The sequence below is a fragment of the Arthrobacter cavernae genome, assembly GCF_017368795.1.
Lineage (GTDB): Bacteria > Actinomycetota > Actinomycetes > Actinomycetales > Micrococcaceae > Arthrobacter > Arthrobacter cavernae.
The window spans coordinates 153,775-179,226 of the sequence record NZ_JAFNLL010000002.1; the positions used below are offsets into that span (position 1 = coordinate 153,775).

24 protein-coding genes are annotated in these 25,452 nt (G+C 67.2%); 12 read left to right on the plus strand and 12 right to left on the minus strand.

What is annotated here, in order from left to right; all coding sequences use genetic code 11:
• Positions 1 to 81 precede the first annotated feature (81 nt).
• From ahcY to J1902_RS00675, 3 genes are all read right to left on the minus strand, one after another.
• Positions 82 to 1,560: an adenosylhomocysteinase gene (gene ahcY / locus J1902_RS00665; protein WP_207614259.1), complete on the minus strand. Its 1,479-nt coding sequence runs from the start codon at positions 1,558 to 1,560 to the stop codon at positions 82 to 84.
• Positions 1,561 to 1,610: 50 nt separating this feature from the next.
• A complete protein-coding gene (locus J1902_RS00670) occupies positions 1,611 to 1,835 on the minus strand; it encodes a Trm112 family protein (RefSeq protein ID WP_207614260.1) in 225 nt (74 codons plus the stop codon).
• A gap of 143 nt (positions 1,836 to 1,978) precedes the next feature.
• A complete protein-coding gene (locus J1902_RS00675; protein ID WP_207614261.1) occupies positions 1,979 to 2,356 on the minus strand; it encodes a DUF3499 domain-containing protein in 378 nt (125 codons plus the stop codon).
• A 142-nt stretch (positions 2,357 to 2,498) separates the two neighbouring features.
• Here J1902_RS00675 and J1902_RS00680 point away from each other — a divergent pair, with 142 nt between their 5' ends.
• Complete coding sequence (locus J1902_RS00680) at positions 2,499 to 3,017, plus strand: metallopeptidase family protein (RefSeq protein WP_207614262.1); 519 nt, start codon at positions 2,499 to 2,501, stop codon at positions 3,015 to 3,017.
• A gap of 30 nt (positions 3,018 to 3,047) precedes the next feature.
• Here J1902_RS00680 and J1902_RS00685 read toward each other — a convergent pair whose 3' ends face one another.
• Genes J1902_RS00685 through J1902_RS00695 form a run of 3 tightly spaced genes read right to left on the minus strand, consistent with a single transcriptional unit; the run spans position 3,048 to position 8,648 of the window.
• Positions 3,048 to 4,730: a DUF5719 family protein gene (locus J1902_RS00685; protein WP_207614263.1), complete on the minus strand. Its 1,683-nt coding sequence runs from the start codon at positions 4,728 to 4,730 to the stop codon at positions 3,048 to 3,050.
• The gene (locus J1902_RS00690; protein WP_207614264.1) at positions 4,723 to 8,076 is read right to left on the minus strand and encodes a glycosyltransferase; all 3,354 of its coding nucleotides are present in this window, start codon (positions 8,074 to 8,076) and stop codon (positions 4,723 to 4,725) included. The genes J1902_RS00685 and J1902_RS00690 overlap by 8 nt, the downstream gene beginning before the upstream one ends.
• Before the next feature lie 29 nt (positions 8,077 to 8,105).
• Positions 8,106 to 8,648, minus strand: coding sequence for a WhiB family transcriptional regulator (locus J1902_RS00695; RefSeq protein WP_207614265.1), 543 nt, complete (start codon positions 8,646 to 8,648; stop codon positions 8,106 to 8,108).
• Between the two features lie 361 nt (positions 8,649 to 9,009).
• Between J1902_RS00695 and J1902_RS00700 the strand changes: the two genes are divergently transcribed.
• Entirely contained in the window at positions 9,010 to 9,702 is a 693-nt protein-coding gene (locus J1902_RS00700) for a TIGR03089 family protein (RefSeq protein WP_207614266.1), read from the plus strand.
• Here J1902_RS00700 and J1902_RS00705 read toward each other — a convergent pair.
• Positions 9,689 to 10,243 (minus strand): GtrA family protein, encoded by a 555-nt coding sequence (locus J1902_RS00705; protein WP_207614267.1) that lies wholly within the window; start codon positions 10,241 to 10,243, stop codon positions 9,689 to 9,691. The genes J1902_RS00700 and J1902_RS00705 overlap by 14 nt on opposite strands.
• A gap of 169 nt (positions 10,244 to 10,412) precedes the next feature.
• Here J1902_RS00705 and J1902_RS00710 point away from each other — a divergent pair, with 169 nt between their 5' ends.
• Genes J1902_RS00710 through J1902_RS00730 form a run of 5 tightly spaced genes read left to right on the plus strand, consistent with a single transcriptional unit; the run spans position 10,413 to position 16,035 of the window.
• Positions 10,413 to 11,600 carry a 5-(carboxyamino)imidazole ribonucleotide synthase gene (locus tag J1902_RS00710; protein WP_207614268.1) on the plus strand — a complete coding sequence of 396 codons (1,188 nt, stop codon included), beginning with the start codon at positions 10,413 to 10,415 and terminating at the stop codon, positions 11,598 to 11,600.
• Complete coding sequence (gene purE / locus J1902_RS00715) at positions 11,597 to 12,157, plus strand: 5-(carboxyamino)imidazole ribonucleotide mutase (protein ID WP_207614269.1); 561 nt, start codon at positions 11,597 to 11,599, stop codon at positions 12,155 to 12,157. Before J1902_RS00710 ends, purE begins: the two co-directional genes overlap by 4 nt.
• A gap of 9 nt (positions 12,158 to 12,166) precedes the next feature.
• Positions 12,167 to 13,789 carry an LCP family protein gene (locus J1902_RS00720; RefSeq protein ID WP_207614270.1) on the plus strand — a complete coding sequence of 541 codons (1,623 nt, stop codon included), beginning with the start codon at positions 12,167 to 12,169 and terminating at the stop codon, positions 13,787 to 13,789.
• 59 nt (positions 13,790 to 13,848) lie between these two features.
• Complete coding sequence (manA, locus tag J1902_RS00725; protein WP_207614271.1) at positions 13,849 to 15,096, plus strand: mannose-6-phosphate isomerase, class I; 1,248 nt, start codon at positions 13,849 to 13,851, stop codon at positions 15,094 to 15,096.
• Between the two features lie 3 nt (positions 15,097 to 15,099).
• A complete protein-coding gene (locus tag J1902_RS00730; RefSeq protein ID WP_207614272.1) occupies positions 15,100 to 16,035 on the plus strand; it encodes a lipid II:glycine glycyltransferase FemX in 936 nt (311 codons plus the stop codon).
• A 112-nt stretch (positions 16,036 to 16,147) separates the two neighbouring features.
• Here J1902_RS00730 and glpX read toward each other — a convergent pair whose 3' ends face one another.
• Entirely contained in the window at positions 16,148 to 17,170 is a 1,023-nt protein-coding gene (gene glpX / locus J1902_RS00735; protein WP_207614545.1) for a class II fructose-bisphosphatase, read from the minus strand.
• 202 nt (positions 17,171 to 17,372) lie between these two features.
• Between glpX and J1902_RS00740 the strand changes: the two genes are divergently transcribed.
• The 3 genes from J1902_RS00740 to J1902_RS00750 all read left to right on the plus strand — a co-directional run bounded on the left by J1902_RS00740 (position 17,373) and on the right by J1902_RS00750 (position 20,224).
• A complete protein-coding gene (locus J1902_RS00740) occupies positions 17,373 to 18,029 on the plus strand; it encodes a DUF4245 domain-containing protein (RefSeq protein ID WP_307794336.1) in 657 nt (218 codons plus the stop codon).
• A gap of 71 nt (positions 18,030 to 18,100) precedes the next feature.
• The gene (locus J1902_RS00745; RefSeq protein WP_207614274.1) at positions 18,101 to 18,715 is read left to right on the plus strand and encodes a carbonic anhydrase; all 615 of its coding nucleotides are present in this window, start codon (positions 18,101 to 18,103) and stop codon (positions 18,713 to 18,715) included.
• Between the two features lie 87 nt (positions 18,716 to 18,802).
• On the plus strand, positions 18,803 to 20,224 hold the full coding sequence (locus tag J1902_RS00750) for a class II fumarate hydratase (protein WP_207614275.1): 1,422 nt from the start codon (positions 18,803 to 18,805) through the stop codon (positions 20,222 to 20,224).
• 107 nt (positions 20,225 to 20,331) lie between these two features.
• Here J1902_RS00750 and J1902_RS19995 read toward each other — a convergent pair whose 3' ends face one another.
• From J1902_RS19995 to J1902_RS00765, 3 genes are all read right to left on the minus strand, one after another.
• Positions 20,332 to 20,910 (minus strand): META domain-containing protein, encoded by a 579-nt coding sequence (locus J1902_RS19995; RefSeq protein ID WP_504739358.1) that lies wholly within the window; start codon positions 20,908 to 20,910, stop codon positions 20,332 to 20,334.
• Between the two features lie 9 nt (positions 20,911 to 20,919).
• A complete protein-coding gene (locus J1902_RS00760) occupies positions 20,920 to 21,396 on the minus strand; it encodes an NUDIX hydrolase (RefSeq protein WP_207614277.1) in 477 nt (158 codons plus the stop codon).
• A gap of 206 nt (positions 21,397 to 21,602) precedes the next feature.
• Entirely contained in the window at positions 21,603 to 22,163 is a 561-nt protein-coding gene (locus tag J1902_RS00765; protein ID WP_207614278.1) for a prepilin peptidase, read from the minus strand.
• A gap of 115 nt (positions 22,164 to 22,278) precedes the next feature.
• Between J1902_RS00765 and J1902_RS00770 the strand changes: the two genes are divergently transcribed.
• Positions 22,279 to 23,004 carry a hypothetical protein gene (locus J1902_RS00770; protein ID WP_207614279.1) on the plus strand — a complete coding sequence of 242 codons (726 nt, stop codon included), beginning with the start codon at positions 22,279 to 22,281 and terminating at the stop codon, positions 23,002 to 23,004.
• A gap of 46 nt (positions 23,005 to 23,050) precedes the next feature.
• A complete protein-coding gene (locus tag J1902_RS00775; protein WP_207614280.1) occupies positions 23,051 to 23,698 on the plus strand; it encodes a GNAT family N-acetyltransferase in 648 nt (215 codons plus the stop codon).
• 232 nt (positions 23,699 to 23,930) lie between these two features.
• Here the strand turns inward: J1902_RS00775 and phoH2 are convergent, their stop codons facing one another.
• Entirely contained in the window at positions 23,931 to 25,325 is a 1,395-nt protein-coding gene (gene phoH2 / locus J1902_RS00780) for an RNA 5'-3' helicase PhoH2 (protein ID WP_207614281.1), read from the minus strand.
• Positions 25,326 to 25,452: the final 127 nt, after the last annotated feature.

The following is a 25,452-nucleotide window of genomic DNA, read 5'->3' on the forward strand; positions in this document are numbered from 1 at the left end:
TCCAATACTGACCCATCAATTCTAGCCGATCGGCCGGGGCTGCCCTTGAGGCAGCCCCGGCCGATCGCGGCCACAGGGGTCCTAGTAGCGGTAGTGCTCGGGCTTGTACGGACCGGCGACGTCGAGGTCCAGGTAATCCGCCTGGTCCTTGCTCAGCTCGGTCAGCTCCACGCCCAGGGCGCCAAGGTGCAGCCGGGCAACCTTCTCGTCGAGGATCTTCGGCAGGACGTACACCTGATTGCCGTACTCGCGCTCAGCTGCGGGCTGGTCCTTCTTGGTCCACAGCTCGATCTGCGCGATGGTCTGGTTTGCAAAGGAGTTGCTCATCACGAAGGAGGGGTGGCCCGTGGCGTTGCCCAGGTTAAGCAGGCGGCCTTCGGACAGCACGATGATGGAGCGTTCGGTGCCCGTGCCGGAGTCGAAGACCCATTCATGGACCTGAGCCTTGATGTCGACCTTGGTGACGCCGGGAACCTTGGCGAGGCCGGCCATGTCAATCTCGTTGTCGAAGTGGCCGATGTTGCCCACGATTGCCTTGTTCTTCATGCGGACCATGTCGGAGGCCATGATGACGTCCTTGTTGCCCGTGGTGGTGATGAAGATGTCGCCCTGTTCCAGCACAGTCTCCAGCGTGGCCACCTGGTAGCCGTCCATGGCGGCCTGCAGCGCGCAGATGGGGTCGATCTCGGTGACGATGACGCGCGAGCCCTGGCCGCGGAGCGCCTCAGCGGCACCCTTGCCGACGTCGCCGTAACCGCAGACGACGGCGACCTTGCCGCCCATGAGGACGTCCGTGGCGCGGTTGAGGCCGTCCGGCAGCGAGTGGCGGATGCCGTACTTGTTGTCGAACTTGCTCTTGGTCACGGAGTCGTTGACGTTGATGGCCGGGAACAGCAGCTTGCCCTGTTCGGCCAGCTGGTAGAGGCGGTGCACGCCCGTGGTGGTTTCCTCGGTGACGCCCTCCACCCGGGCCGCGATGCGGGTCCACTTCTGCGGATCGCCGGCGAGGGCCTTGCGCAGCACGTCGAGGACGAGGACATATTCCTCGGGATCGTTGGCGTCCGCTGCCGGCACGGCACCGGCGGTTTCGAACTCGACGCCCTTGTGCAGCAGCATCGTGGCGTCGCCGCCGTCGTCGAGGATCATGTTGGGGCCGAGCTCGGGGTTCACATCGGCTCCCGGCCAGGTGAGGATCTGCTCGGAGGTCCACCAGTATTCCTCGAGCGTTTCGCCCTTCCAGGCGAAGACGGGAACACCCTGCGGGGCCTCGGGGGTGCCCTTGCCGACCACCACGGCGGCAGCCGCTTCATCCTGCGTGGAGAAAATGTTGCAGGAGGCCCAGCGGACCTCGGCGCCGAGTGCCGTCAGGGTTTCGATCAGCACGGCGGTCTGCACCGTCATGTGCAGCGAGCCGGCAATGCGGGCGCCCTTGAGCGGCTGGGTGGGGCCGAATTCGGCGCGCAGCGACATGAGGCCGGGCATTTCGTGCTCGGCGAGCCGGATCTGGTGGCGGCCGGCCTCGGCGAGGTTGATGTCAGCCACTTTGTAGTCGAAAGTCATGGAAGTCCCTTGCTTGTGCCGTGTGGTTTGCTGTCGGAATGAGCGTTGCGTCAGGCTTTGGCTGCGCCGTCGTGCTGGCCGGAGGAGGCGGCGTTGGCGGCCGCGAGCAGCTCCGGCGGCAGGAGCAGCGGAATGCCGTCCTCAATCGCGTAACGGACCTTTTCGCCGTCGGGCCCTGCAGTCGTGGAGACGAGCTCATCGCCTTCCTGGACCAGCGGTGAACCCGTCACGGGGCAGCGCAGAATGGACAACAGTTCAGGACTGACCTTTGGCATGGATGAAGCTCCCTGGGTGGCGCCGCCTCTGGCGCCGCTGGCTGACTGGTATGGAGCTTCCAGAGTACAGCGGGGGGCGCCCCCGGACGGAGTCAGTGACACATTCCGTCAGCGGCCGCGGCGACGCCTCAAGAGGGTCCAGCTCAGGAGGGTTCGCGCAGGACGCGCAGGTGCCCGCGCCGTGTGCCCTCGACCACGGCCGGGGCTTCAAGGTGGGGGCGGGACGTGCGTGCTGCGTCTTCCGAAGGCACCGAGGCGGCTTCGCGGACTGCGCTGGCCAGGGCCAGGAGGTCGTCCGGGCCCGGCTCGGCACGTCTCGCCGGCATGGCGAGCCGCAGGACCTCCCAGCCCCGGGGCACGGTGAGCGACCCTGCATGCTGGGAGCACAGATCATAGGAATGCGGTTCCGCGTACGTGGCCAGCGGGCCCAGCACTGCGGTGGATTCGGCGTACACGTACGTCAAAGTGGCCACCGCGGACTGGCGGCAGGCTGATCTTGAACACTGGCGAATGGCACCCACAACATCCCAGATTAGCGGCCTTCGCCCGGGATTACGCACATTGGCCGCCGTCGGCCCTCCGCGTCCCTGGAAGCCGCCCCGCCCCGCCTTCCCGGGTGGCCGGTGTGTCGCGTCAGCCGTGGGACAGGACTAAAGTCGATATATGCAGTCACAGCCACGTATTCCGGGCTTCACCATCCGGCTGACTGACGCCGCCGGCGCTCAGGCCGATGCGGGCACCCCTGCCGCGGGACGCGGCTTCCGGCAGCGCAGACGCGACCGCCATGGCCGCGGACTGCGCGGGGACATCATGCTTGCCACCCTCCCCGGCCACCGGACCCGTGGTGAGCGCTTCGACGACTTCGTCATGGATTCCGCCGAGCGGCTGCAGGACATGTGCGGCAAACAGCTGGACGGCGTGCTCTTCGCCGTCGATGAAATCCCACCGAAGCTGGAGCAACTTGTGGCCCGGGGCGAAGCGGCACCCATGGGCTCCTACACCCCGGCGAGCGGAGGCGAAGCGCCCATGATCACCATCTACCGGCGGGTTGTGGAGCAGGCCACGCAGAGCCCTGAGGAACTCCAGGACCTGGTGCACGACGTCGTGGTGGAATACACCGCGGAAATGCTCGGCGTGGCGCCGGAAACGCTGGACCCGGTCTACCGCCGTCGTTATCAGTAGGCAGCACGCCGGGCCCGGCAACCCAAAAGCCTAGTAGCCCACCGTCACCGGGATTTTTTCATGCCCCGCGGCCCCGTCCTGGATGGCATTGACCGAGATGTCTGAGCGGCCGGCCTGGCCCAGGACCAGGGCCCCGTAGGCCGCATCTCCGGCGGACGAGACGATGTAGCCGGCCACGACGACGTCGTCCACTTTCTCGGGCACCTTCACCATGGCCGTGGTGCCTCCGGCGATATCTGACGTGGTGGTCTTGCGTACTTTGCCGTCCACGGTCACCGGCGTGAGGCTGATGGTTGCGCGGCCTTCCGGCACTCCGAAGCTGAGGAACCGTTCCCCCTCGCGGGGGACCGCCACAATGTGCTGGCTGCCCAGCCGGGCCGCCGACGGCGACCAGGCGAAGTCGACGGCTTCCTCGGCTTTGAGGCCGCGGGTCACCCGGGCCGAGGCCACGAAAGCCACGTCCGAGCTGGCGCTGACCGTGTAGTTTCCGGCCGGCACTCCGTCCAAGGGAATCGTCGTCACGGAACCGCCCTTCGCCGTCACCGCTCCCCCATTGGGAAGGGGGCGCTCCCCGTTCGTGCCCATGACGCGCAACTGCACCACGGCGTCGGCTGCTCCGGGAACAGCGATCTGCAGGGCAGGGCTTGCATCCGCGAATCCGGACGTCACGCCCAGCGCCTTGACGGCGGCCGGATCCTGGATGTCCACGCCGCTCATGACCTGGACGTTGGACGGCGCATTCCCGGGTGCCAAGAATTCGATGCCGCCCGGGGTGAGGCCCCGCAAGACGCTTTGCTGGATGGTGCCGGCCACCGGCCCGCCGGAGCTGCGCAGGCGCACCGCGAGCTGGGCTTCGCCCGGGGCCAGGCCACCGAGGTTGATGGAGCGGGTGGTTCCGGGCGGGACCAGCAGGCCGCGCGCGCCGGCCACCTGGATCTGGCCCTTGGCGCCGAAGATGTCCAGGTTGGCCGTGGCGGGGGTCCCGGAGGCGTTGCTGATGTTGAGCACGGCGGTCCGACCCAAGGCCGTGCTGGCTCCGAGCAGCCAGGAATCGTTGCCAGGCTGCGGGCAGCTGGTGGCGGCTTCGCCGCGCAGGTCGCCGTCGGTGGCTGTGTAGTTCAGGTGGGCCGCCATGGAGGCCTGCTCGTTGCCTATAGCCTCGGCGCCGGTCACCGTGGCGGACGCCACGGGCCGGTCCGACACCACTGCGGCGGCCAGGACCGGGGGCCCCACCACCGGTGACGGCGTGCTGGTGGGCTTCTTGGCGATTTCGGCGATGGACGCGCCGCCCAGGGACACGATTGCGCTGCCGGGAATCGTGCCTGCGGCGTTGCTGAGCACCACGGCGTTCAGGAGGGTCTTCGCGGACTGTGACACGGGGTTGAACTGCGCGTCCGTGTCGTCGGCCGTGCCGGCGAGCAGCCTGGCCGGTTCCGGGCACACGCCCAATGCATGGCCTGCCGGGACGTCGGCCTGCGGGATCTCCAGAGCCCGCCCGCCGGAGGATTCGGGCATCAGGGAAGCAGCCGAAATCACGCCGCCACCGGCGGCAAGGATCACGACGGCGGACAGGACTCCCGTGACGATGCCCCTGCCGGCGCCCTTGGCTTTGCGGCGCTGCCTGGGCTCCTGGGGCTCTGTTTCCTTGGGTTGCTTGGGCTCCTGGGTTTGGGGCTCCTTGGCCGCTGTTTCCTTGGCCTGGTCCTCAGACACTGCTGTACTCCTTAGCGGGGGACGTCTCGTCCCGTGGACGGCTGGTTCGTCGTTGCGGGCGCGTTGCCCGCGTGCGCCGGGCAGGCATGGGGACGGCCATGAGCGCGGTCAGGCCGATCACAGCGGCCTGCGTGATGCCCAGCCAGGGTGCCCACGGGCTGTTGTAGCGGACCTCCAGTGCACCTCCGTCCGGCGGCAGGACGAACGCCTGCGCCCAGCCCGACGTGGTCGCCTTGAGCGGCCGGCCGTCCAGCCAGGCGCTCCAGCCTGGGTCGGAACGTTCGGCGAGGACAAGCTGCCGGCCGTCGTCGCCGGCCGGGATGTCCGCGTCCACGGAAGTCTTGCCGGACGGCAGCAGAAGGACCGTGGATCCATTGGCATCGGTGATGCGGACCCGGTGCGCGGTCTCGGCGGCAGTTGCCGCGGACTGGCTGAGCGGCGTGACGCGCCACAGCCAGCCGGCGTCGGTCTGCCCCACTGCCACCAGGCCGGGAACGGCGTCGATGCGGCTTGCCGTCAGCTGCGCGGCAGAGTCGGAGGCTTTGAGCACCACGAACCCGGCGCCCAGTTGTTCAAGATCGGCCCGGGGATCCACGCCTGTGCCTGCCACGATCGTGGCAACAGTGGTCCGGATCGAGGCCGTCACCGCGTCGTCGGCGGCGGTTTCCTCGCGTCCGGGTGCCCCGATGATGGGCCGGGCAGAGGCCACGGTGGACAGTTCGTCCAGCGTGGTGCCGGCGCCTCGCATCAGCGAAGAGGTGTACGCACCCTGCTCACCGGCCGTAATGATCAGGGTGCGGCTCTGCTCGGGCCCCTGGCCGCGGTCCACGGCTGTGGCCGGCAGGATGCCCGCTTCGGCCGGGCCGACCAGACGGAGGGTTCCCAGGGCCGACGGCGTTCCCTGCGTGCCTGCGGCTGCGTTGGCCGCCGCAGCGGAGATGTTCGCCGGCTGCAGCATATTCCGGGCCGTCCACGCCGCCATGCCGGCCAGTGGACCGGCCAGGAGCACTACCAGGCCTACGCCGGACAACACCCGCAACACAGCATGGCCCTTGCCCGAGGTGCCCGCCGGCTGGCGGCCGAAGACGAGCACTTGCTCGGCTCCGACAAGGGCTGCGCCCAGCAGGGCGATCCCGGCCGCTGAAACAGCAGGTCCGGTGAAGGGACCCACCATCACATTGCCGTTGACGCCCGTGGCGACGTGGCCCAGCAGCCAGCCGCTGGCCAGGACAGCCAGCGCGGCCACCCAGAAGAGCCGCACAAGCTTGGTACGTTTGCCCGGGACAAACAGGGCGGCCATGGCCAACAACAGCACCGGACCGCTGATCAGCAGGGCAAGGATAAGCGCCCAGGGCAGCGGGCCCGGACCGAACCAGCCCAGGCCGGCCAGTCCGCCGTCGAGATCGAATTTCAGGGGCTGCCCCAGCAGCTGCTGCCACAAGGGGGCGGCCTCAAAACCGAGAGGCAGTCCCGGGTCCGCGAGCAGGGAGCGCGGCCGGTCAAGGACGGAGATCCCGTAGGGAACGAACAGTGCCGCGCTGGGAAGCAGGGACCACCAGAGGGTGCGCCCGCGTCGGCCGAGCATCACGGCGCACAAAACGATGACCACGGCAAGAGGGCCTGCAAGGGAAGGCGCCGACGCCGTCACAAGCGCCAGTGCAAGGCCGGCCGCAGCCGCGGCTGCCCAGGACGGCGTACCGTTGATCCCCGGTTTGATGACCGCCGGGACGGAGGTCCGTCCGCGCGGGGCCGTCGGCGCAAAGCGGCCCTGGCCCACCGCGGTGCCGGAGGCGCGCAGCAGGGCCAGCAACAGCAGCGGCATCACGACGTGCGCAACGAGGGCACCGGCGCGGCCCTGGTTCAGTGCGATCTGGAGCGCAGGTGCCCCCGACCAGATCAGGGCGGCCAGGAAGCGGAAACGCCGGCGTGTGGTCAGCGCACCGGCGGCGAACCAGGCGCCCAGGCCGGCCAGCGGCATCGCAAGGACCAGCAGCCACACCATGGCTGCGTTGGCGTCGCCGGAGCCGAAAACGGACAGCAACCACAGCACATAGCCAAACGGGTCGCCGTGGCCCGCGAGCCCGGCACCGAGCCCGATCCACCAGGTGGAGGCGTTCTCCCAGATGTCCGAGCTTTTCTCCGAGAGGGGCAGCAGCCCGCCGCCGCTCGCCCCGGTGGCCTGGGCCAGGCCGAGCAGTCCCACCGCGGAGGCGGCAAAGGCCAGCAGGACCGCGGCCACGGCGCCGTCGCCGACCCAGCCCCGTTCCTTGGTGGCCAGGGACGCAAAGTCGTCAAGCGCGTCGCCGCTGGGTTCCGGGGCCAGCAGATCCGAAACGGACGGGGAATCATCGCCCAGCCCAATGGTCTCAAGAAGGGACCTGCGGTGGGCCCGGACCTCGCGGTACGGCGTCTGCAGGCCCCTGACGACCGAGCGGTGCACGCGTCGTGTCCTGGCCGCCGCGCGGCGGGCGCGCAGGATGGCCAAGGGCCGTCCGAGGGCGGCAACTGTGGCCGCCAGATGTGCAAAGCCCTGCCCGGGGTCTTTGACGATGATGCTCAGGACCAGCCGCAGGAGGCTGCCGAGGAGTGCACCCATGGCATGGAACGGGACTTTCCATGCGGGTGTGTGCTTCAGGCGCAGATGGACCTGGGCCTTGCGGGCCGCGGCGAAGTTGCCCAGCGCGTACGGCCGCCGCTCCGCGTGGAACATGTGTGCCGAGGGAACCACCACCACGCGGTTGCCTGCGAGCCAGTTGCGCCAGCAGAAGTCGACGTCGTCGCCGCTGCCGGGCAATGCCGGGTCAAATCCGCGCAGATGTTCCCAGACGTCGCGGCGGATCAGCATGCCTGCCGAATTCACGGCGAACGTGTCCGAGCGGGCATCATGCTGGCCCTGGTCGAATTCGTCGGTGTCGATCAGGGTCAGCCGCTCAGCCCAGCGGCTCGTGGACAGGCCCACATCCACCAGGCGGTGCGCGGAGTCCCAGCCCAGTTGCTTGCAGCCAGCCACCGTCACCGACGGCGCGCGCTCGACGGCGTGCAGCAGTTCGGCCAGTGCGTCCGGCGCCGGAGCGGCGTCGTCGTGCAGGAGCCAGATCCATTCGGCGGTGCCGTCATCGCTGGCCGGAGCGAGCCCGTCCAAAGCGCGTGCGACCGCCCCGCCGAAGCCGCTCTTCGGCTCGACATGGCTGGTGACATGCGCCGCGCCAAGGGCCCGGCGCAGCAACTCCGCAGAGTCGTCTTCCGATCCCGTGTCAACGGCAAGGGCGGCATCGGCCGGACGCGTCTGGTCCGCCAAAGCCGCCAGGGTCCTGGGGAGATAGTTACCGCCGTCGTGTGAAACCACGACGGCGGTAACGTGAACGTCCTTGTGAATCAGACCGCTCGCTTTCTCAGCCGGCGGCGTTCACGCTCTGACAGCCCGCCCCAGATACCGAAGCGTTCGTCATTGGCCAGAGCGTACTCAAGGCACTGCGAGCGGACGTTGCAGGCCCCGCAGACCTTCTTGGCATCCCTCGTGGAGCCGCCTTTTTCAGGGAAGAAGGCTTCCGGGTCGGTCTGGGCGCAGAGCGCATCGCCCTGCCAGCCAAGTTCGCCTTCATCATCGAAGTCGTTCTGGCGGGGCAGTCCGATCCACACCGGTTGCGAGGGGTTCTCAGTAGGGCGGCGCAGCTCCATGGGAGGATCATCCAGATCATCGTCCAGAGCTGCCGTTTCGCCGAGCAAAGCCTCATGTGCCGCGAGGAGGGCAGTTGCCTGATCCTCAAGCGATTGCCGGACGTTGTCACTGTAGCGGTCCGCCGCTTCCGGATCGGCCGGATCGACATACCAATCCCCAGGCACGCCCCGTGACCGGTATTTCACTGACGCATGTTCTGCGACGACTGCATCTTGCTGAATAGGCAACGCTTGCCCCATGGCGCCCCTCCTGATGTTGCACCGGCTGTCCTGAACGTCGACACTCGGTTGTGTGCCTGATGTTTCCGCAGCGGCGGTCTATACCTAATTACACGCGTGTAACTACTCAGGCGTCAAGCCTCGCTGGATAATAATCAACTTCCTGTAGAAACGTGCGATGCGCCACGCCCCGTATTTTGCGCCCGCGTTTGGCCGGGCAGGAGGGAAACGGAGGCCTTGCATCAGTTTGCATGCAGATTCATTGAATTTCAGGGAAATTCCAGATGGGCAGCAGCGTGCAGCGGGAGCCCCCGCCCTCGCGAATGTGGCGCAATTCACATTTCTCCGAGCCTGTTGCACGGCGCCGTGACAAGATGTAGCCATGAGCATTCCGGCGACGAAATTGATGACCGCACTGCGGTCCGGCCATGCGACCTCCCCGCGGCTGACCTGGTACGGTCCGGACTCCGAACGCGTGGAGCTGTCCGGCCGCGTCCTGGACAACTGGGTGGCCAAGACCAGCAACCTGCTGCAGGACGAGCTGGACGCCGAACCGGGGATGAGCCTGCGCGTGGATCTGCCGGCGCACTGGAAATCGTTCGTGTGGGCGCTGGCCGGATGGCAGCTGGGCATGGAGCTGGTCCTCGACGGCGGCGACGCCGAACTTCTGGTGACGGATACCCTGGACGAAGGCCCGGGCGGCTTCAATGCCGTGGTCGCCGTTCCACTCGCGGCACTCGCGATGCGCTGGCCCGGGGAACTGCCGGCCGGCGTCGTCGACTACGCTGCGGAGGTCCGTTCGCACGGCGACGTCTTCATGGCCCACAACGAGCCGGACGACGGGATGCCCGCGCTGCGGGGTTCCGCCGCGCACCGGCACGGCGGCCTGCTTGACGGCTTCGCGCAGGCGCAGGAGCCCGGCGTCAGGCTGCTGGTGCGCGCCGCCGACGGACTCGAAGCAGCCCTGTCCGCGGCCCTCGGGGCATGGAAGCAGGACGGCTCAGTGGTGCTGGTCCACCCGGATGTTGACGTTACCCAGCACCTGCTGGACAACGAGCGCGTCAGCGCTCCTTGACCGCGGCAGCGTCCTTGTCCGCTCCAGCCCCTCCGCCCGGCTTGGGCTTGGGGTGCAGTTCGATGAGCTCGTGGTCGTGCGAGAACTCCGGCTCTTCGTCCAGTTCCTTGTTGAACACCAGGAAGCGGTAGGCGAAGAATCGAACCACCGTGGCCACCAGGATGCCCAGGACACCCGCAGCGAACAGCATGTTCTTGTCCGTGACGTGCAGCCAGTAGTTGGCGATCGCCGTAAAACCGGTGGAAATGCCGATTCCGATGCCGTTGATGATGACGAACATCACGAATTCGCGCAGCACATTGTCCTGGCGGCGGTGCCGGAAGGTCCAGAAACGGTTCGCGATCCACGAGAAAATCGTGGCGACCACGGCCCCCACAAAGCGTGCCTTGGAGGGGCTGTCGGCCATGGGGCCGTGCATGAGGTAGTACGTGAGGCCATTGTCAATGACAAAAGCCACGCCACCAACAGCGCCGAATTTGGCTACTTCACGCCAAAAAAGCGATGCGAATCCGCGGATGCGATCTGCGAGTGTGGTGATCATGACCCTCCATGGCCGTTGATATGCGGCCGATGGGCCACAGCCATTTTAGCGCCGATTCCTTGAAGGAGCCCGATGGGACCGCGATCCGGCCGGCTGTCCGCGAGGCGCCCCGGTTGTTCATGCGCCACAGAATCCATGTTCCCGCCGCTGGTTCGGTAGGCTGAACCTTGTGACTTTTCCAGTAATAGGTGTGGTTGGCGGCGGCCAACTCGCACGCATGATGGCCCCGGCGGCCACCGCTCTCGGCTTTGAACTCCGCGTTTTGGCTGAAGGTGACGACGTTTCGGCCGTCGGTGCCGTGGCCATGGCCCCTGTGGGCGACTACAAGGACCTTGAAGCACTCCTCGAGTTCTCCAAGGGCCTGGACGTCCTGACCTTCGACCACGAACACGTCCCCACCGAGCACCTGCGCGCCCTGCAGGCAGCGGGTGTCAACGTGCAGCCCGGTCCCGACGCCCTGGTCAACGCCCAGGACAAGCTCGTCATGCGCGCCGCCATCGACCGCCTTGGCCTGCCCAACCCCGTTTGGGCTGCAGTGCACGGCGTGGAGGAACTCGTCGCCTTCGGCGAAGAGACGGGTTGGCCGATCGTCCTCAAGACCCCGCGCGGCGGCTATGACGGCAAGGGCGTGCGCATCGTCGACTCCCCCGACGACGCCCGCAGCACCACGGACTGGTTCGAGGCCATGAGCCCGCTCCTGGCCGAGGCCAAGGTGGAGTTCAGCCGTGAACTCTCCGCTTTGGTTGCCCGGACGCCCGACGGCGAATCCCGGGCCTGGCCTGTTGTCCACACCGTCCAGGTGGACGGGGTGTGCGATGAAGTCATCGCCCCGGCACAGGATATCCCCCTCGAAGTTGCCGCAGCAGCCGAGGAAGCCGCCCTGCGCATCGCCAACGAACTCGGCGTCACCGGCGTCATGGCCGTCGAACTCTTCGAAACCCCGGGCGTCGGCGCCGGATTCCTGATCAACGAACTAGCCATGCGTCCGCACAACACGGGCCACTGGACGCAGGACGGCTCCGTGACGAGCCAGTTCGAACAGCATTTGCGGGCCGTGCTTAACCTGCCGCTGGGTGCCACGGATGCCCTGGGACCCGTGGTGGTCATGAAGAACTTCCTGGGCGGCGACAACCAGGATCTCTTCTCCGCTTACCCGATGGCTCTCTCCTTCGAACCGTCCGCCAAGGTCCACTGCTATGGCAAATCGGTCCGTCCGGGCCGCAAGATCGGGCACGTGAACCTGGTGGGGGCCTCCATTTCCGAGCTTGACTCCATCCGCAGCCGTGCGACCGCGGTGGCAGACATCATCCGCAACGGCCGTTTGCCGGCTCAGAACACACCCGAGGAGACAGCATGAGTTCAGAGAACGCCCCGATCGTCGGCCTGGTCATGGGCTCGGATTCCGACTGGCCCGTCATGGAGGCAGCCGCAGACGCCCTGGCTGAATTCGACATCCCCTTTGAGGCCGACGTCGTTTCCGCCCACCGCATGCCCACCGAAATGATCCGCTACGGCCAGACGGCCCACGAACGCGGCCTGCGTGTCATCATCGCCGGCGCCGGCGGCGCAGCCCACCTGCCCGGGATGCTCGCCTCCGTCACCCCGCTTCCGGTCATCGGGGTGCCCGTTCCGTTGAAGACCCTTGACGGCATGGACTCCCTGCTGTCCATCGTGCAGATGCCGGCCGGCGTTCCGGTGGCCACGGTTTCCATCGCCGGCGCCCGCAACGCAGGCCTCCTGGCCGTGCGCATTCTGGCCTCCGGCACGGACGAGCTCGCTATCAGCCTGCGTTCGGAGCTCGTGGATTTTGCCCAGGACCTAAACGACGTCGCCACCAAGAAGGGCGCCAACCTGCGCCACAAAGTAGCCGAAGTCTTCTCGCAGGCCAATGTCGCCGCACGGAGTGGCCGTTAGGAACCGTTGATGTCGACCAGCACGAAGAGACCGCAGGCGCATGGGAGCACACTGACTGATCCCGTCCGCTACCCGGCCGGCGCCAGCGCACCGGTCCGTACCAAGCGCGCCTTCGTGCTGGTCCTCCTGACAGTTTTCATACCAGGCAGCGCCCAGCTGGTTGCCGGGGACCGGCGGCTGGGCCGCGTGGCCCTCCGCATCACCCTCACAGTCTGGGGCATGGCCCTGCTTGCCATCCTGGTGCTGCTGCTGGACCGGCCGCTGCTGCTGAACATCGTCACGCACCCGGTGGCCTCGCTGCTGGTGATCGTGGTGCTGGTGGCCTTGGCCATCGGCTGGGCCTTGCTGTTCATCAATACCTTAAGGATCATCCGGCCGGCCCTCCTGGCACCCGGGATGCGCCCGATTGTAGGCATCACCGTGGTGGCGGCCATGGTCATCAGCAGCGGTTCGCTGGGGTATCTGGCCCACGTCCTCAACGTCAGCCGCAATGCGATCGGCAGCATCTTCAACGCTGGCCCGGCCATCGATCCCGTAGACGGCCGCTACAACTTCCTCATGATGGGCGGGGACGCCGGCGACGACCGCACCGGCCGTCGCCCGGACAGCCTCTCCGTGATCAGCGTTGACGCGAAGACCGGCCAGAGCACCATCATTTCGGTCCCCCGAAACCTGCAGAACGCCCAGTTCAGCGAGGAATCGCCCATGAGGGCGATCTACCCTGACGGCTACGACTGCGGCGACGAATGCCTCATCAACGCCATCAACACCGAGGTCACCAACAACTACCAGAACCTCTACCCCGGAGTGGCCGACCCCGGCGCCCAGGCCACCATGGAGGCCGTGTCCGGGACACTGGGCATCACCGTCCAGGCCTATGTCCTGGTGGACATGGATGGCTTCGCCAAGCTCATCGACGCCATGGGCGGCATCCGCATCAAGGCCGGCGGCTGGGTGCCCATCAGCGGCCCGACCGTTGACGAAATCAACGGCATCCATGGCATGCCCGAAGGCTGGATCGCAGCCGGCGAGCAGCACCTGGACGGCTTCCACGCGCTCTGGTACGGCCGCTCCCGCGAGTTCGTGGACGACTACGCCCGCATTGCCCGCCAGCAGTGCGTGCAGCAGGCCATGCTCAAGCAGCTGGACCCGGCAACCCTGCTGACCAAGTTCGAGGACATCGCCAACGCGGGCACCAAGGTGGTGGAGTCCAACATCTCCTCGGCACAGCTGGGCAGCTTCGTGGATCTGGCGATCAAGTCCAAGGGCCAGCCGGTCCAGCGCCTCACCATCGGCCCGCCGGACTTTGACGCCTCGTTCTCCACGGTCCCGGACTTCGACGTGATCCATACGCGTGTCCAGGAACTCCTGAAGCAGGGCTCACCGAAAGCCGACGACGTCCTGCTGCCGCAGCGGACTGCCAGCGGCGGCCTTCAAGCCGGCGGCCTGCAGCCCGCAAGCCCTGCGGCCGGGCAGCAGCCCGCGCCGTCGTCGTCGGACTTCACCCCCGTCACCACCACTCCGGACGGCACGCCCATCACGGCGGAGCTGCTCAACGGGCTCAAGGCCCAAGGCGACGAACAGGGCATCCGCGACCTCGTCGCCACCAACGGACAGTGCGCCGCGCTCTAGCCGGCCTGCACTGCTTCTCCAAGACCGCACCTCCAGCACAACGACAAGGACACCCTGCTGTGTACGAGATTGAGAATGTTCTGCGACCCTACGCCTGGGGATCGACGACGGCGATCGCCGAGCTCCTGGGGCGCCCCGCTTCCGGCGGCCCCGAGGCCGAGCTGTGGATCGGGGCACACCCCGGCTCGCCGTCCACGGCCACCCGCCCCGACGGCTCCACCGTGGCCCTGGACGAACTGATCGCCTCCGATCCCCGGCATTTCCTGGGCGAGGCCAGCATTGCCGAGTTTGGTCCGCGCCTGCCGTTCCTGACGAAGATCCTCGCGGCCGAACAGCCGCTCTCGCTGCAGGTCCACCCGAGCCTCGAGCAGGCACGGGAAGGATTTGCCCGCGAGAACGCGGCCGGGATGGCCGCCGATTCCGCGGACCGCAACTACCGCGATGACAACCACAAGCCGGAAATGATCTTCGCGCTCACCCCGTTCAAGGCCCTGTGCGGTTTCCGCACAGCCGCCGAATCACGGGCCATCTTTGCGCACCTGGCCACGGTCCTGGACTCGGCGGCACAAGATGTCCCCGCGGTCATTGACGGAGTCATTGCGGACCTCTCCGGCGCCGACGAGTCCGCTGCACTGCAGGCAGCCTTCAGCCGCCTGATCGCCGGTGGCGAGGACGTCACTGCCGCCTCGGACCAGGTCATCTCCGTGCTCCGTTCGGGCGCCCCCACGGAGCCGCACACCGACGCGCTGACCGCCGTGCTCGGCATCAACGACGCCTTCCCGGGCGACCCCGGCGTCCTGATCTCGCTGCTGCTGAACCTGGTCCTCCTGAACCCCGGCGAAGCGGTCTACCTGCCTGCCGGAAACATCCACGCCTACATCCACGGCCTGGGCGTCGAGGTCATGGCGTCCTCTGACAACGTCCTCCGCGGCGGCCTGACCCCCAAGCACGTGGACATCCCGGAGCTGACCAAGACCATCCAGTTCGAGGCCCTCGGCGTGCCGCGCATCGAGGCAGCGCCTACGGCCTACGGCCAGGAGCTCTACCGGCCCCCGTTCAGCGAGTTCCAGCTGCAGCGCATCGAACTCAAGCCGGGTGCCGAACCGGTGCCGCTGGCACAGACCGGTCCCGCCGTCGTCGTGGTGGTCTCCGGTGCCGTGGTCCTGGACTCGCCCAAGAGCGATCTGCCACTGCAGCGAGGCGGCGCCGCGTTCATCCCCGACGCCGAGAACCCCGTCATGGTCCACCCGGCCTCCGGTGCCGGCACCAGCGTCGCCTTCGCCGTCACCACCGGGCTCGGTAACTGAGGCGTGGAGTTTTTCCTGCAGACCAGCGCGTGGGCTGATTTCCAGCGCTCGCTCGGGCGCACCGTGCACCAACAGAGCGGCCCGGGATGGAGCTTCCTGGCCATCGAGGAGAAGAACCCAGCAGGCAAGGTCCTCTACGCGCCCTACGGTCCGGTGGCGGACACTTTGGCAGCGTTCGACGACGCCGTGGCGGCTTTGCGCGCCCTCGCCCTGAAGCAGCGGGCCGTGTTCGTCCGGATGGAGCCGGTGGACGCCGGGTTCCCCGCAGCCGACGCCGGGACCCACCTGCGGGCGCGCGGCCTGCAGCCGGCGCCCTCGAACCAGCAGCCCGAGCTCAGCTGGATTGTGGACCTCGAGGGTGACTTCAAGGACGTGCTGGCCGGCATGAAGCCGACCAACCGAAACCTCTACCGCAACATCCACAAGAAGGGCGTGACCTTCCGGTCTTCGCAGGACCCGGAAGAGATCTCCATCCTGCTGCACTTCCTGCACCTGACCGCCGCCCGCAACGGCTTCAAGCCGCAGAGCGACGACTACCTGGGCAGCGTGGCCCGTTCCCTGCTGCCCGCGGGTGCCGGAACCCTGTTCGTCGCCGAGCTCGAGGGCGAGCCCATCGCGGCAGCCCTGGCCTACGATTCGGCCGATACCCGCACCTACGCCCACGCCGCACTGGACGACGCCCACCGCAAGCTCAGTGCCGGCATTCCGCTGCTGGTCACGCTCATGGCCGACGCCAAGGAGAAGGGCCTCAAGTACGTGGATCTGTGGGGCGTGGCCCCCGAGGACCAGCCGGACCACAAGTGGGCGGGCTTCACGGCCTTCAAGAAGTCCTTCGGCGGCAGCGAGGTGGCCTACCCGGGCACCTGGGACCTGCCGGTCAACAAGCTCCGCTACGGCGCTTACCAACTGGCCCGGAAGCTGCGTGAAAAGCTCCGCTGAGCCTTCCTCCCCCACGTTTTATGGACCCCCGGCAAACAAAAACCGGGGCTTGTTTCCCTTTCCGTCACAACAAGCTTCGGAATGGGAAACAAGCCCCGGCTTTCGGCGGGGGCTAGCTCTTGCGGGCGTAGCCTTCCCACTTGCTGGCCTGGTGCTCGCCGTCGACGAAGCGGATGGTGCCGGACTTGGAGCGCATGACGATCGACTGCGTCAGGACCTTGTCCTTGGAGTAGCGCACGCCCTTGAGCAGGTCACCGTCGGTGATGCCCGTGGCGGCGAAGTAGCAGTTGTCCGAGGTGACGAGGTCGTTCGTGGACAGGACGCGGTCGAGGTCGTGTCCGGCGTCGATCGCCTTCTGCTTCTCTTCGTCCGAGGTGGGCCACAGTCGGCCCTGGATGACGCCGCCGAGGGACTTGATGGCGCAGGCAGCAACGATGCCTTCCGGGGTTCCGCCGATGCCCATGAGGGCGTCGACGCCGGTGCCGGAGCGTGCGGCCGCAATTGCGCCGGCAACGTCGCCGTCCATGATGAACTTGGTGCGCGCACCTGCTTCGCGGATTTCCTCCACCAGCGGGCGGTGGCGGTCGCGGTCAAGGATCATGACGTTGAGCTGGTTGACCTTGACGCCCTTGGCCTTGGCGATCAGGTGCAGGTTCTGCTTGACCGGCAGGCGCAGGTCCACCATGTCCGCGGCCTCGGGGCCCGTGACGAGCTTCTCCATGTAGAACACGGCGGAAGGATCGAACATGGAGCCGCGTTCTGCGACAGCCAGGACGGCGAGGGCGTTGTTGATGCCGAGAGCCGTCAGGCGGGTTCCATCGATGGGGTCGACGGCGACGTCGCACTCGGGGCCGGTACCGTCACCAACCTGCTCGCCATTGAACAGCATGGGGGCTTCGTCCTTTTCGCCCTCACCGATGACAACGACGCCGTTGAAGTGGACGGTGTGGAGGAAGGAGCGCATGGCGTCAACGGCGGCACCGTCGGCCTTGTTCTTGTCGCCGAAACCAACCCAGTGGCCGCCGGCGATGGCCGCGGCCTCGGTGACGCGGACAAGCTCAAGGGCGAGGTTGCGGTCTGGCTCGTCGATGCCGACAGCCAAGGACGGCGAAATCGTGGAATACTGCTGGGTCATTGGTGCGGTAGACACTTAAACCTCTTCATTCGAGTGACGATTCATGGGACCAGGACCAGCTGCGGAAGGCAACTGCAGGGGTTCCCCTAGGAACGATCATAGTCGTCGCGCCCTGCCCCAGTCATGGGATGACCTCCCGTCCCAGGCCACTGTCCTGGCGTCCGGATGTGTGTTCGCCGCCGGGATAAGGGACTATGGAAGGGTGAGTGAAACGCAGGACAAGCCCGCAGCCGCTGCCCCATCGGACGCTGCCGAGGCCAACCGGGTCCACGCAGACCCGGCCCCCATCAAGCCCGTCATTGCCGCCAAGGCCGCAAAGCGGGCCAACGCCTCGGTGATCGGCATGGTCATCGCGCTGCTCGTCTGCGTCCTGGCATTCCTGCCCATCGTGCTGATGAACCCTGCTCCGAAGAGCGATGGCTACCGGCCGAACGTGAATGTCTCTGCCATCGCGGCCAACGCCGCGGATGTGGCGGGATTCACACCCGTGGCCCCGGAGCTCGGCGACACATTCAGTCCCAATTACGCCAGGTGGGATTCCGGGACCGCCAGCGGGGTGCCCATCTGGGAAGTTGGCTACCTGACTCCCAAGGAGGCCTTCATCGGCGTCGTGCAGACCCGCCAGGCCAACCCGACGTGGCTCCTGCAGCAGACCAAGAACGCCCCCGTCACGGGCACCCGCAACGCCGGCGGGCAGGAATGGGAGCTGCGCGACTCAGGCAAGGACACCCGCAGCATGATCCTTGTGCACCGGGGAACCACTATCATCCTCAGCGGCACGGCAAGCCTGGACGAGTTCGCCACCGTGGCGGCCGCCGTCGTGAAATCGGCAGCGAGTGCCCCGTCCGCACTCCCGTAACGCGGCCTTCAACAGCGAAGCCCGGCGAAACAGTTTCGCAAGCTGCCACCACCACACCGTAAAGTAGCCCCGTGGCTACTTACCTGACTCCTGCTCTTGCCTGGCGCCGTCTCCGCGAGGGCAACGAACGATTCGTCGCGGGCGAATCCCTGCACCCCAACCAGGACGCGTCCCGGCGCTCCTCGCTCCTCGAGCACCAGCACCCCTTCGCCGTCATTTTCGGCTGCTCCGACTCCCGCCTGGCCGCCGAGATCATCTTCGACCTCGGCCTGGGCGATGCCTTCGTGGTCCGTACGGCGGGCCAGGTCATCGACGACGCCGTCCTCGGCTCCCTCGAATACAGCATCGGCGAGCTCGGCGTTCCCCTGATCGTGATCCTGGGCCACGACAGCTGCGGTGCCGTGACCGCCACCAAGGCCGCCGTGGAAACCGGCGACATGCCCGTGGGCTTCATCCGCGACCTCGTGGAACGCATCACGCCCTCGGTCCTGACGTCCCTGCGCAACGATCAGCATGATGTCAACGACATGGTGGTGGAGCACGTCAAGCAGACCGCCAAGCGCCTGGCCGACAGCTCGCGTGTGATTTCGGACGCCATCGACGACGGCCGGGTCGCCGTCGTGGGTCTGTCCTACAAGTTGGACGAAGGCCGCGCGGAGCTGGTTTCCGGCATCGGCAAGCTGTAGGCAGCCGTGCTCCGGCCCTCGGGCCGGAGCACGTAGCACTCCATTCCGGGTTTTCGATGCGGCGTCCGATCGCCCTAAGCTAGCCCCATGACTTCCACTGTTGAATTCCGCATTGAACATGACACGATGGGCGAAGTTCGCGTCCCCGTGAACGCCCTGTACCGCGCCCAGACGCAGCGTGCCGTGGAGAACTTCCCGATTTCCGGCAAGACCCTCGAGCGCACCCACATCGAAGCCCTTGCACGCGTCAAGAAGGCTGCTGCACTGGCGAACGCCGAACTGGGGGTGCTCGACGACGAGCTCGCCGAGGCGATTGCCAAGGCCGCCGATGAGGTTGCCACCGGTCAGTACGACGGCGACTTCCCGATCGACGTCTTCCAGACCGGTTCCGGTACCTCTTCCAACATGAACACCAACGAGGTCATCGCCGAGCTCGCCACGCGTGCCCTCGCCGCCGCCGGGAGCGACAAGATTGTCCACCCGAACGACCACGTCAACGCATCCCAGTCCTCCAACGACGTCTTCCCGACGTCCGTGCACGTTGCCGCCACCTCGGCCCTGATCAACGACCTGATCCCGGCCCTGGAATACCTGGCAGCTTCCCTGGAACGCAAGGCCGTGGAGTTCAAGGACGTCGTCAAGTCCGGCCGCACCCACCTGATGGACGCCACCCCGGTCATGCTGGGCCAGGAGTTCGGCGGCTACGCCGCGCAGGTGCGCTACGGCATCGAGCGCATCAACGCTTCCCTCCCCCGCGTCGCAGAGGTCCCCCTGGGCGGCACGGCCGTGGGCACCGGCATCAACACCCCTGCCGGCTTCCCGGAGCGCGTCATCGAGCTCCTGGCCGCCGACACCGGACTGCCGCTGACCGAAGCCCGCGACCACTTCGAGGCCCAGGCCAACCGCGACGGCCTCATCGAGGGCTCCAGCCAGCTGCGCAACATCGCGATCTCCTTCATGAAGATCAACAACGACCTCCGCTGGATGGGCTCAGGCCCCAACACCGGCCTCGGCGAAATCGCCATCCCGGACCTGCAGCCGGGCTCCTCGATCATGCCGGGCAAGGTCAACCCCGTCATCTGCGAGGCGTCCATCATGGTCTGCGCCCAGGTCATCGGCAACGACACCGCCATCGCTTGGTCCGGCACCAACGGCGCCTTCGAGCTCAACGTGGGCATTCCCGTCATGGCCGCCAACCTGCTCGAGTCCATCCGCCTGCTGGCCAACACCAGCCGCGTCATGGCCGACAAGATGATCGACGGCATCACCGCCAACGTGGAGCGCGCCCGCTTCCTGGCCGAGGCTTCCCCGTCCATCGTGACCCCGCTGAACAAGTTCATCGGATACGAGGCAGCCGCCAAGATCGCCAAGAAGGCAGTTGCCGAAGGCCTGACCATCCGCGAAGCAGTGGTCTCCCTCGGCTACCTCGAGCGCGGTGAACTGACCGAGGAGCAGCTGGACAAGGCTCTCGACGTCACCACCATGACCCGCCCGGCCCACAAGGCCTAGCCTCCAGCAGCAGCCCCCCGACGGCGGCCGACCGCCCCGGTGTGGGTTCGCCGTCGGGAAAGCCGGGGTGCCTCTGGAAGGCACCCCGGCTTTGCTGTATTCAAAAGTTACATATGCGGGATGGGGCCCGCCTCCTGGAACTCCACGGAGCCGTGGGCGTTGTGCAGCTTCAGCGAATTCCCCTCCAAACTCCACGTGACCGGCTGCTCGAACAGCCGGTGGGTCCAGGTTTCATAGTTGCTTTCCGGTCCCAGACAGGCCATCGCCGTTGAGATCCGGCGTCCCGGAATCCACGTCCCACCATTGACCTCAACCTCGACGCCCAGGTGGTTGCACGGCGTCTTCACCCCTACAGTCCAGGTTCCGTTGACGAACACCATGGACACTTCCAGTGGGTGGCTCTTCAACCAGGCCAGCCCACCGGAAGCATCCTGCCCATCGACAGAGCGGTAGAGGCGGCAACCCAGCGGTCCGCCTTCGCAAACGGGCCCGGCGACCGGCGGCGTCGTCCGGCTTTCCGGCGACCCGGACACCGGAGGCTCATCGGGAGGGACCGCCAAGCTGCTCGTCCCGGGGCCTGCAGTCGCGCCGGGGCCGGGGGCGCCCGGCGCCCCTCCGCAGCCGGCAAGCGCAGCCGACAGAAGCACCGGCATCACCACCAAGGACAGCCCGATCAACTTTTGCATGGGCCAGCCTCAGTCCTCCAGCTGGTAGGCCACGGGACCTTCGGGTTCCGTGGCCAGCCGGAGGACTTCGAGCTGGCTGGCGCTCATGTCCGGCAGCTCGTCCAGGGCGAACCAGCCGACGGCGGTGGATTCGTCGTCGTTGACCTGTGCATCCCCGGAGACGTACCGGCAACGGAAGGCGATGTCCAGGAAGTCGCAGACGTCGCCGTTGGGGAAAGTCACCGGACCCACGACGCCGACGGCGATGATCCGCTCGGTCTCCGCGACCACCGCCGTTTCCTCGAAGATTTCCCGGACCAGTCCGGGGGCGGGATGCTCCCCGGGTTCGAGCATCCCCGAGATGAGGGTCCAGTGCCCGTTGTCGGAGCGCTGGCACAGCAGTACGCGGCCCTCGTCATCGAACACGGCACCCCGCACCGCGGGCAGCCAGAGCGGATCGTTGCCGATTTTCTCGCGGAGTCTGAGCACAAAGTCGGGTGCACCCATGGCCTAGGATTCCTTCAGTTTGATGCGTGGGCGTTGCACGCGGCTTCGCGGACCGCAGGCCGGGTCCTGTCTGGAATTCCCACGGGCGTCCCCTTCTGCCCGGCTGCGCCCCATGCGCCCGGCTATGCACGAGCATGCACCCATCGGGCCCGCCATTCAATCCCCGGTGTTCACGGCCCGCCGCTGGGAAGCCACCCACCACCGCGTCAAGCCGGCAGCAGGAGCATCGCGGCGGCTGCCCCAGCGAGCATGAACGGCCCGAAGGGAATCGCCGACTTCAGGTTCCCGCGGCGCGTGGCCAATACCGCCAGGCCCCACACACCGCCGAACAGGAACGCCGCGAAGGTGCCTGCAAAGACGTGGGCCCAGCCCAGGTAGCCCAGATAAAGCCCCAGCACGCCCGCGAGCTTGACGTCGCCGAATCCCATGCCCGCCGGGTAGATCACGCGCAGCACGAAGTAGAACAACCAGAGCACGGCTCCCCCGGCCACGGTCCCCAGCCCGGGGACCCCGAAAAGGTTCGCGCCGCCGTCGGGCACTTTTCCGGGAACGGCGGCGCCGGACACCTCCGCGAGCACCGCGGCCCCCAGCAGCAGGACGCCGGCCACGCCGTAGGACGGGAAAACGATCCGGTTGGGCAACAGGTGGTGGCGGACATCGATGATGGTCAGGCGCACGGCCATCACGGCGAAATACAGGCACGCCGCGACCACCAGCCAGAAGCCCCAGGGGCTGGCGTCCCAGAGGGCGGCAAGTCGTCGGATCACACTCGGATGCTACCGGTTTTCCCGCCGGCCGCGCGGGCCCCACGGCTAAACTGTGGATATGGGGCGCTTCAGTGCAGCTGGACAGGGTAACCAGCAAGGCAATCAACAGGCCGACATGTCCTCCACCTTCAGGAACCTGTGCCGGTCCTCGCCGTGGAAATGGACGAGCCTGAGGTTCGAATACCTCGACCGTCCAGGCACCGGCGCCGACATGGTGCGCGCCTGGCTGCGCCGGCCCGGGGCCCTCAGGCTGGAGACGCCGGACGGACTCCTCCTCCACAGCACCACGGGCATCAACGATTCCCGCGACGGCCTCTACATCAGCGCCACGCGAAAATCCTGGCTGCTGCCCGCCCATCTGGTGACGCCGGTGTACGACGGCGCAGGCCTGGTCCGGCGCCGTCCGGAAGCCGCCTACGGCGAACCGTCGTTCGGCAACAGCAGGCTGGCCGCCGCCCTGGATCCCGTGGAGCTGGCCGGAAACGCCCCCGTGCCCATGGAATTCCCCGACTCCAATCCCGTGGACGTGGACGAGATCAGGGAAGTGGAGCACGAGGGCCGGATGGCGCTTGAAGCCATCGTCCGGCCGGGGCGCAACTACGCACCGGCGGATCCGGCCGATCCGCTGGCCCATCCGGGCCGCACCCTGATCCGCGTCGACGCCGGCACCGGCGTCTGCGTCGCCAGCCAGTCCCTCGACGGCGACAGTTCGGGGACGGGTCACTGGATGAAGATCCTCGCCGTCGACGAGTACATGCTCGACGACCTGTTCCTGGCCGAGTCCATGAACCTCACGGACGTGCGCCGCCACATATCCTGGGACATCGGCCCGGTCGCCTGATCGCTGCCCGGCGCCGCGGGCGCGTGGAAGCGGCTAGGCTTCTCGGATGACCTCGCTCACCGCCCTCTGGCCCCCGTTTGGACTCACGCTGACCACGCCCCGCCTGGTGCTCCGGACGATCCGCGACGAGGAAATCCCGGCAGCCGTGGAGGCAGCCCGGAGCGGCATCCACGACGCCGGCCGCTCGCCGTTCAGCAACCCATGGACAGAGCTGCCCGCCGAGGAACTGGGCCCCAACATGGCGCGCTGGTATTGGAAGTGCCGTGCGGGAATGTCGCCGGAATCCTGGACGCTGCTCCTGGGCATCTGGCACAACGATGAGTTCATCGGCTGCCAGGACGTCGAGGCCAAGAATTTCAACGCACTCAAGACGGTCAACACCGGTTCCTGGCTCAAGCAGTCCGCTCAGGGCCGCGGCCTAGGCAAAGAGATGCGCGCCGCCGTCGTCAGCTATGCCTTCGACCACCTGAAAGCGGACGTCGCCGAATCCGAAGCCGCCGCCTGGAACGAACGGTCCCTCCGCGTCTCCCGTTCCCTCGGCTACGAGCTCAACGGCGTCTACCGCACCAGCTGGGGCCCCAAAACAGAAGCAGTCCAGCGCGTCCGCCTCACCCCCGAATCCTTCAAACGCCCCGACTGGACCCTTCAGGTAGAAGGCCACGTAGAGTTCGCCAGGTTCCTGGGGATCCAGTAGCCTAGCCGTGGTTTGGTCCGTCAGGCACCGGCCCTTCGCCGTCGCTTAGACACGACGCATAAGGGCTCCGTCGGTCGCTGAGCGACCTCTGGGCCCGATGCGCCGCGATGCGCTCCTACGCGAAGAGCCGCCGCCTGACGTGTGCGCCGGTCAGCCTTCCGGCAGCGTGCGTAAAAGCGCGGAACGAGCTAGCACGCAGAGGAAGGGTGACCGGCGCACACACCGCAAGGGATTAGATCTCCGCCCCCTCCAGCAGTTCCGTCACCAAGGCTGCGATCGGCGAACGTTCGGAGCGGGTCAGGGTGATGTGGCCGAACAGAGGGTGTCCCTTGAGGGTCTCGACGACGGCGGCGACGCCGTCGTGCCGGCCGACGCGCAGGTTGTCGCGCTGGGCGACGTCGTGGGTCAGCACGATCTTGGAGTTCTGCCCGATGCGGCTCATGACGGTCAGCAGGACGTTCTTCTCCAAGGACTGGGCCTCGTCAACGATCACGAAGGCGTCATGCAGGGAGCGGCCGCGGATGTGCGTGAGCGGCATGACCTCGAGCATGCCCCGGTCCATGACTTCTTCAACCACCTCCTGGCTGACCAGTGCGCCCAAGGTGTCAAAGACGGCCTGGGCCCAGGGGTTCATCTTCTCGGCTTCGGAGCCGGGCAGGTAGCCGAGCTCCTGGCCGCCCACGGCGAACAGCGGGCGGAACACGATGACCTTGCGGTGTTCGCGGCGCTCCAGCACGGCTTCAAGGCCCGCACAGAGGGCGAGCGCGGACTTTCCCGTACCGGCCCGGCCGCCGATGGACACGATGCCCACGGCCGGGTCCATCAGCAGGTCGATGGCGAGCCGCTGTTCCGCGGAGCGTCCGTGCAGCCCGAAGACATCGCGGTCCCCCTTGACGAGCCGGACCTGCTTGTCGGCGCCCACACGGCCCAGGGCGGAGCCGCGGTTGGACAGCAGCACCAGGCCGGTGTTGACGGGAAGTTCGGCAGCCGCCGGGATGAAGACCGGTTCGTGGCCGTAAAGGGTGGTGATTTCCTCCTCGTTGGCCTCCACCTCGGCAATGCCGGTCCAACCCGAGTCCCTGACCAGTTCGTTGCGGTATTCGTCCGCATGCAGTCCCATGGCCGAGGCCTTGACGCGCATGGGCAGGTCCTTGGACACCACCGTGACGTTGTGGCCGTCGTTGGCCAGGTTCTTGGCGACGGCCAAGATGCGGCTGTCGTTGTCGCCGCCGCGGAACCCGGCAGGCAGGACCTCGGGCGAGATGTGGTTCATCTCGACGCGGAGGTGACCACCGTCGTTGCCGAGGGGAATGGGATGGTCGAGGCCGCCATGTTCGATCCTCAGGTCATCCAGGAGGCGGAGTGCCTTGCGGGCAAAGTAGCCCAGTTCCGGATCATGGCGCTTGCCTTCCAGTTCGGTAATGACCACGATCGGCACAATGACCTCGTGCTCGGCGAAGTGCAGCAGCGCATGCGGGTCCGAAAGCAAAACGGACGTGTCGATCACGTAGCTGCGGCTCGCAGCGGACGGTGCCGTCCGTGCCCCTTTGGAGGCCCGCTTGGTGTGAGAGGTAGCTGAACTTCCCTCGTCTGAAACGACAACGGGCAATTGCTCGGAAATAGCCACATCGACTCCAGCCCCGGGCGGTCGCCCGGCTCAATGGTGAGGCGGTTCGGCCGGAAGGCCGGGCGTGGCCTCCCTGGTATTCGGTGCGAAAATCCGCTCCATCTACTGGCCTCCCCGATCAGCGGGC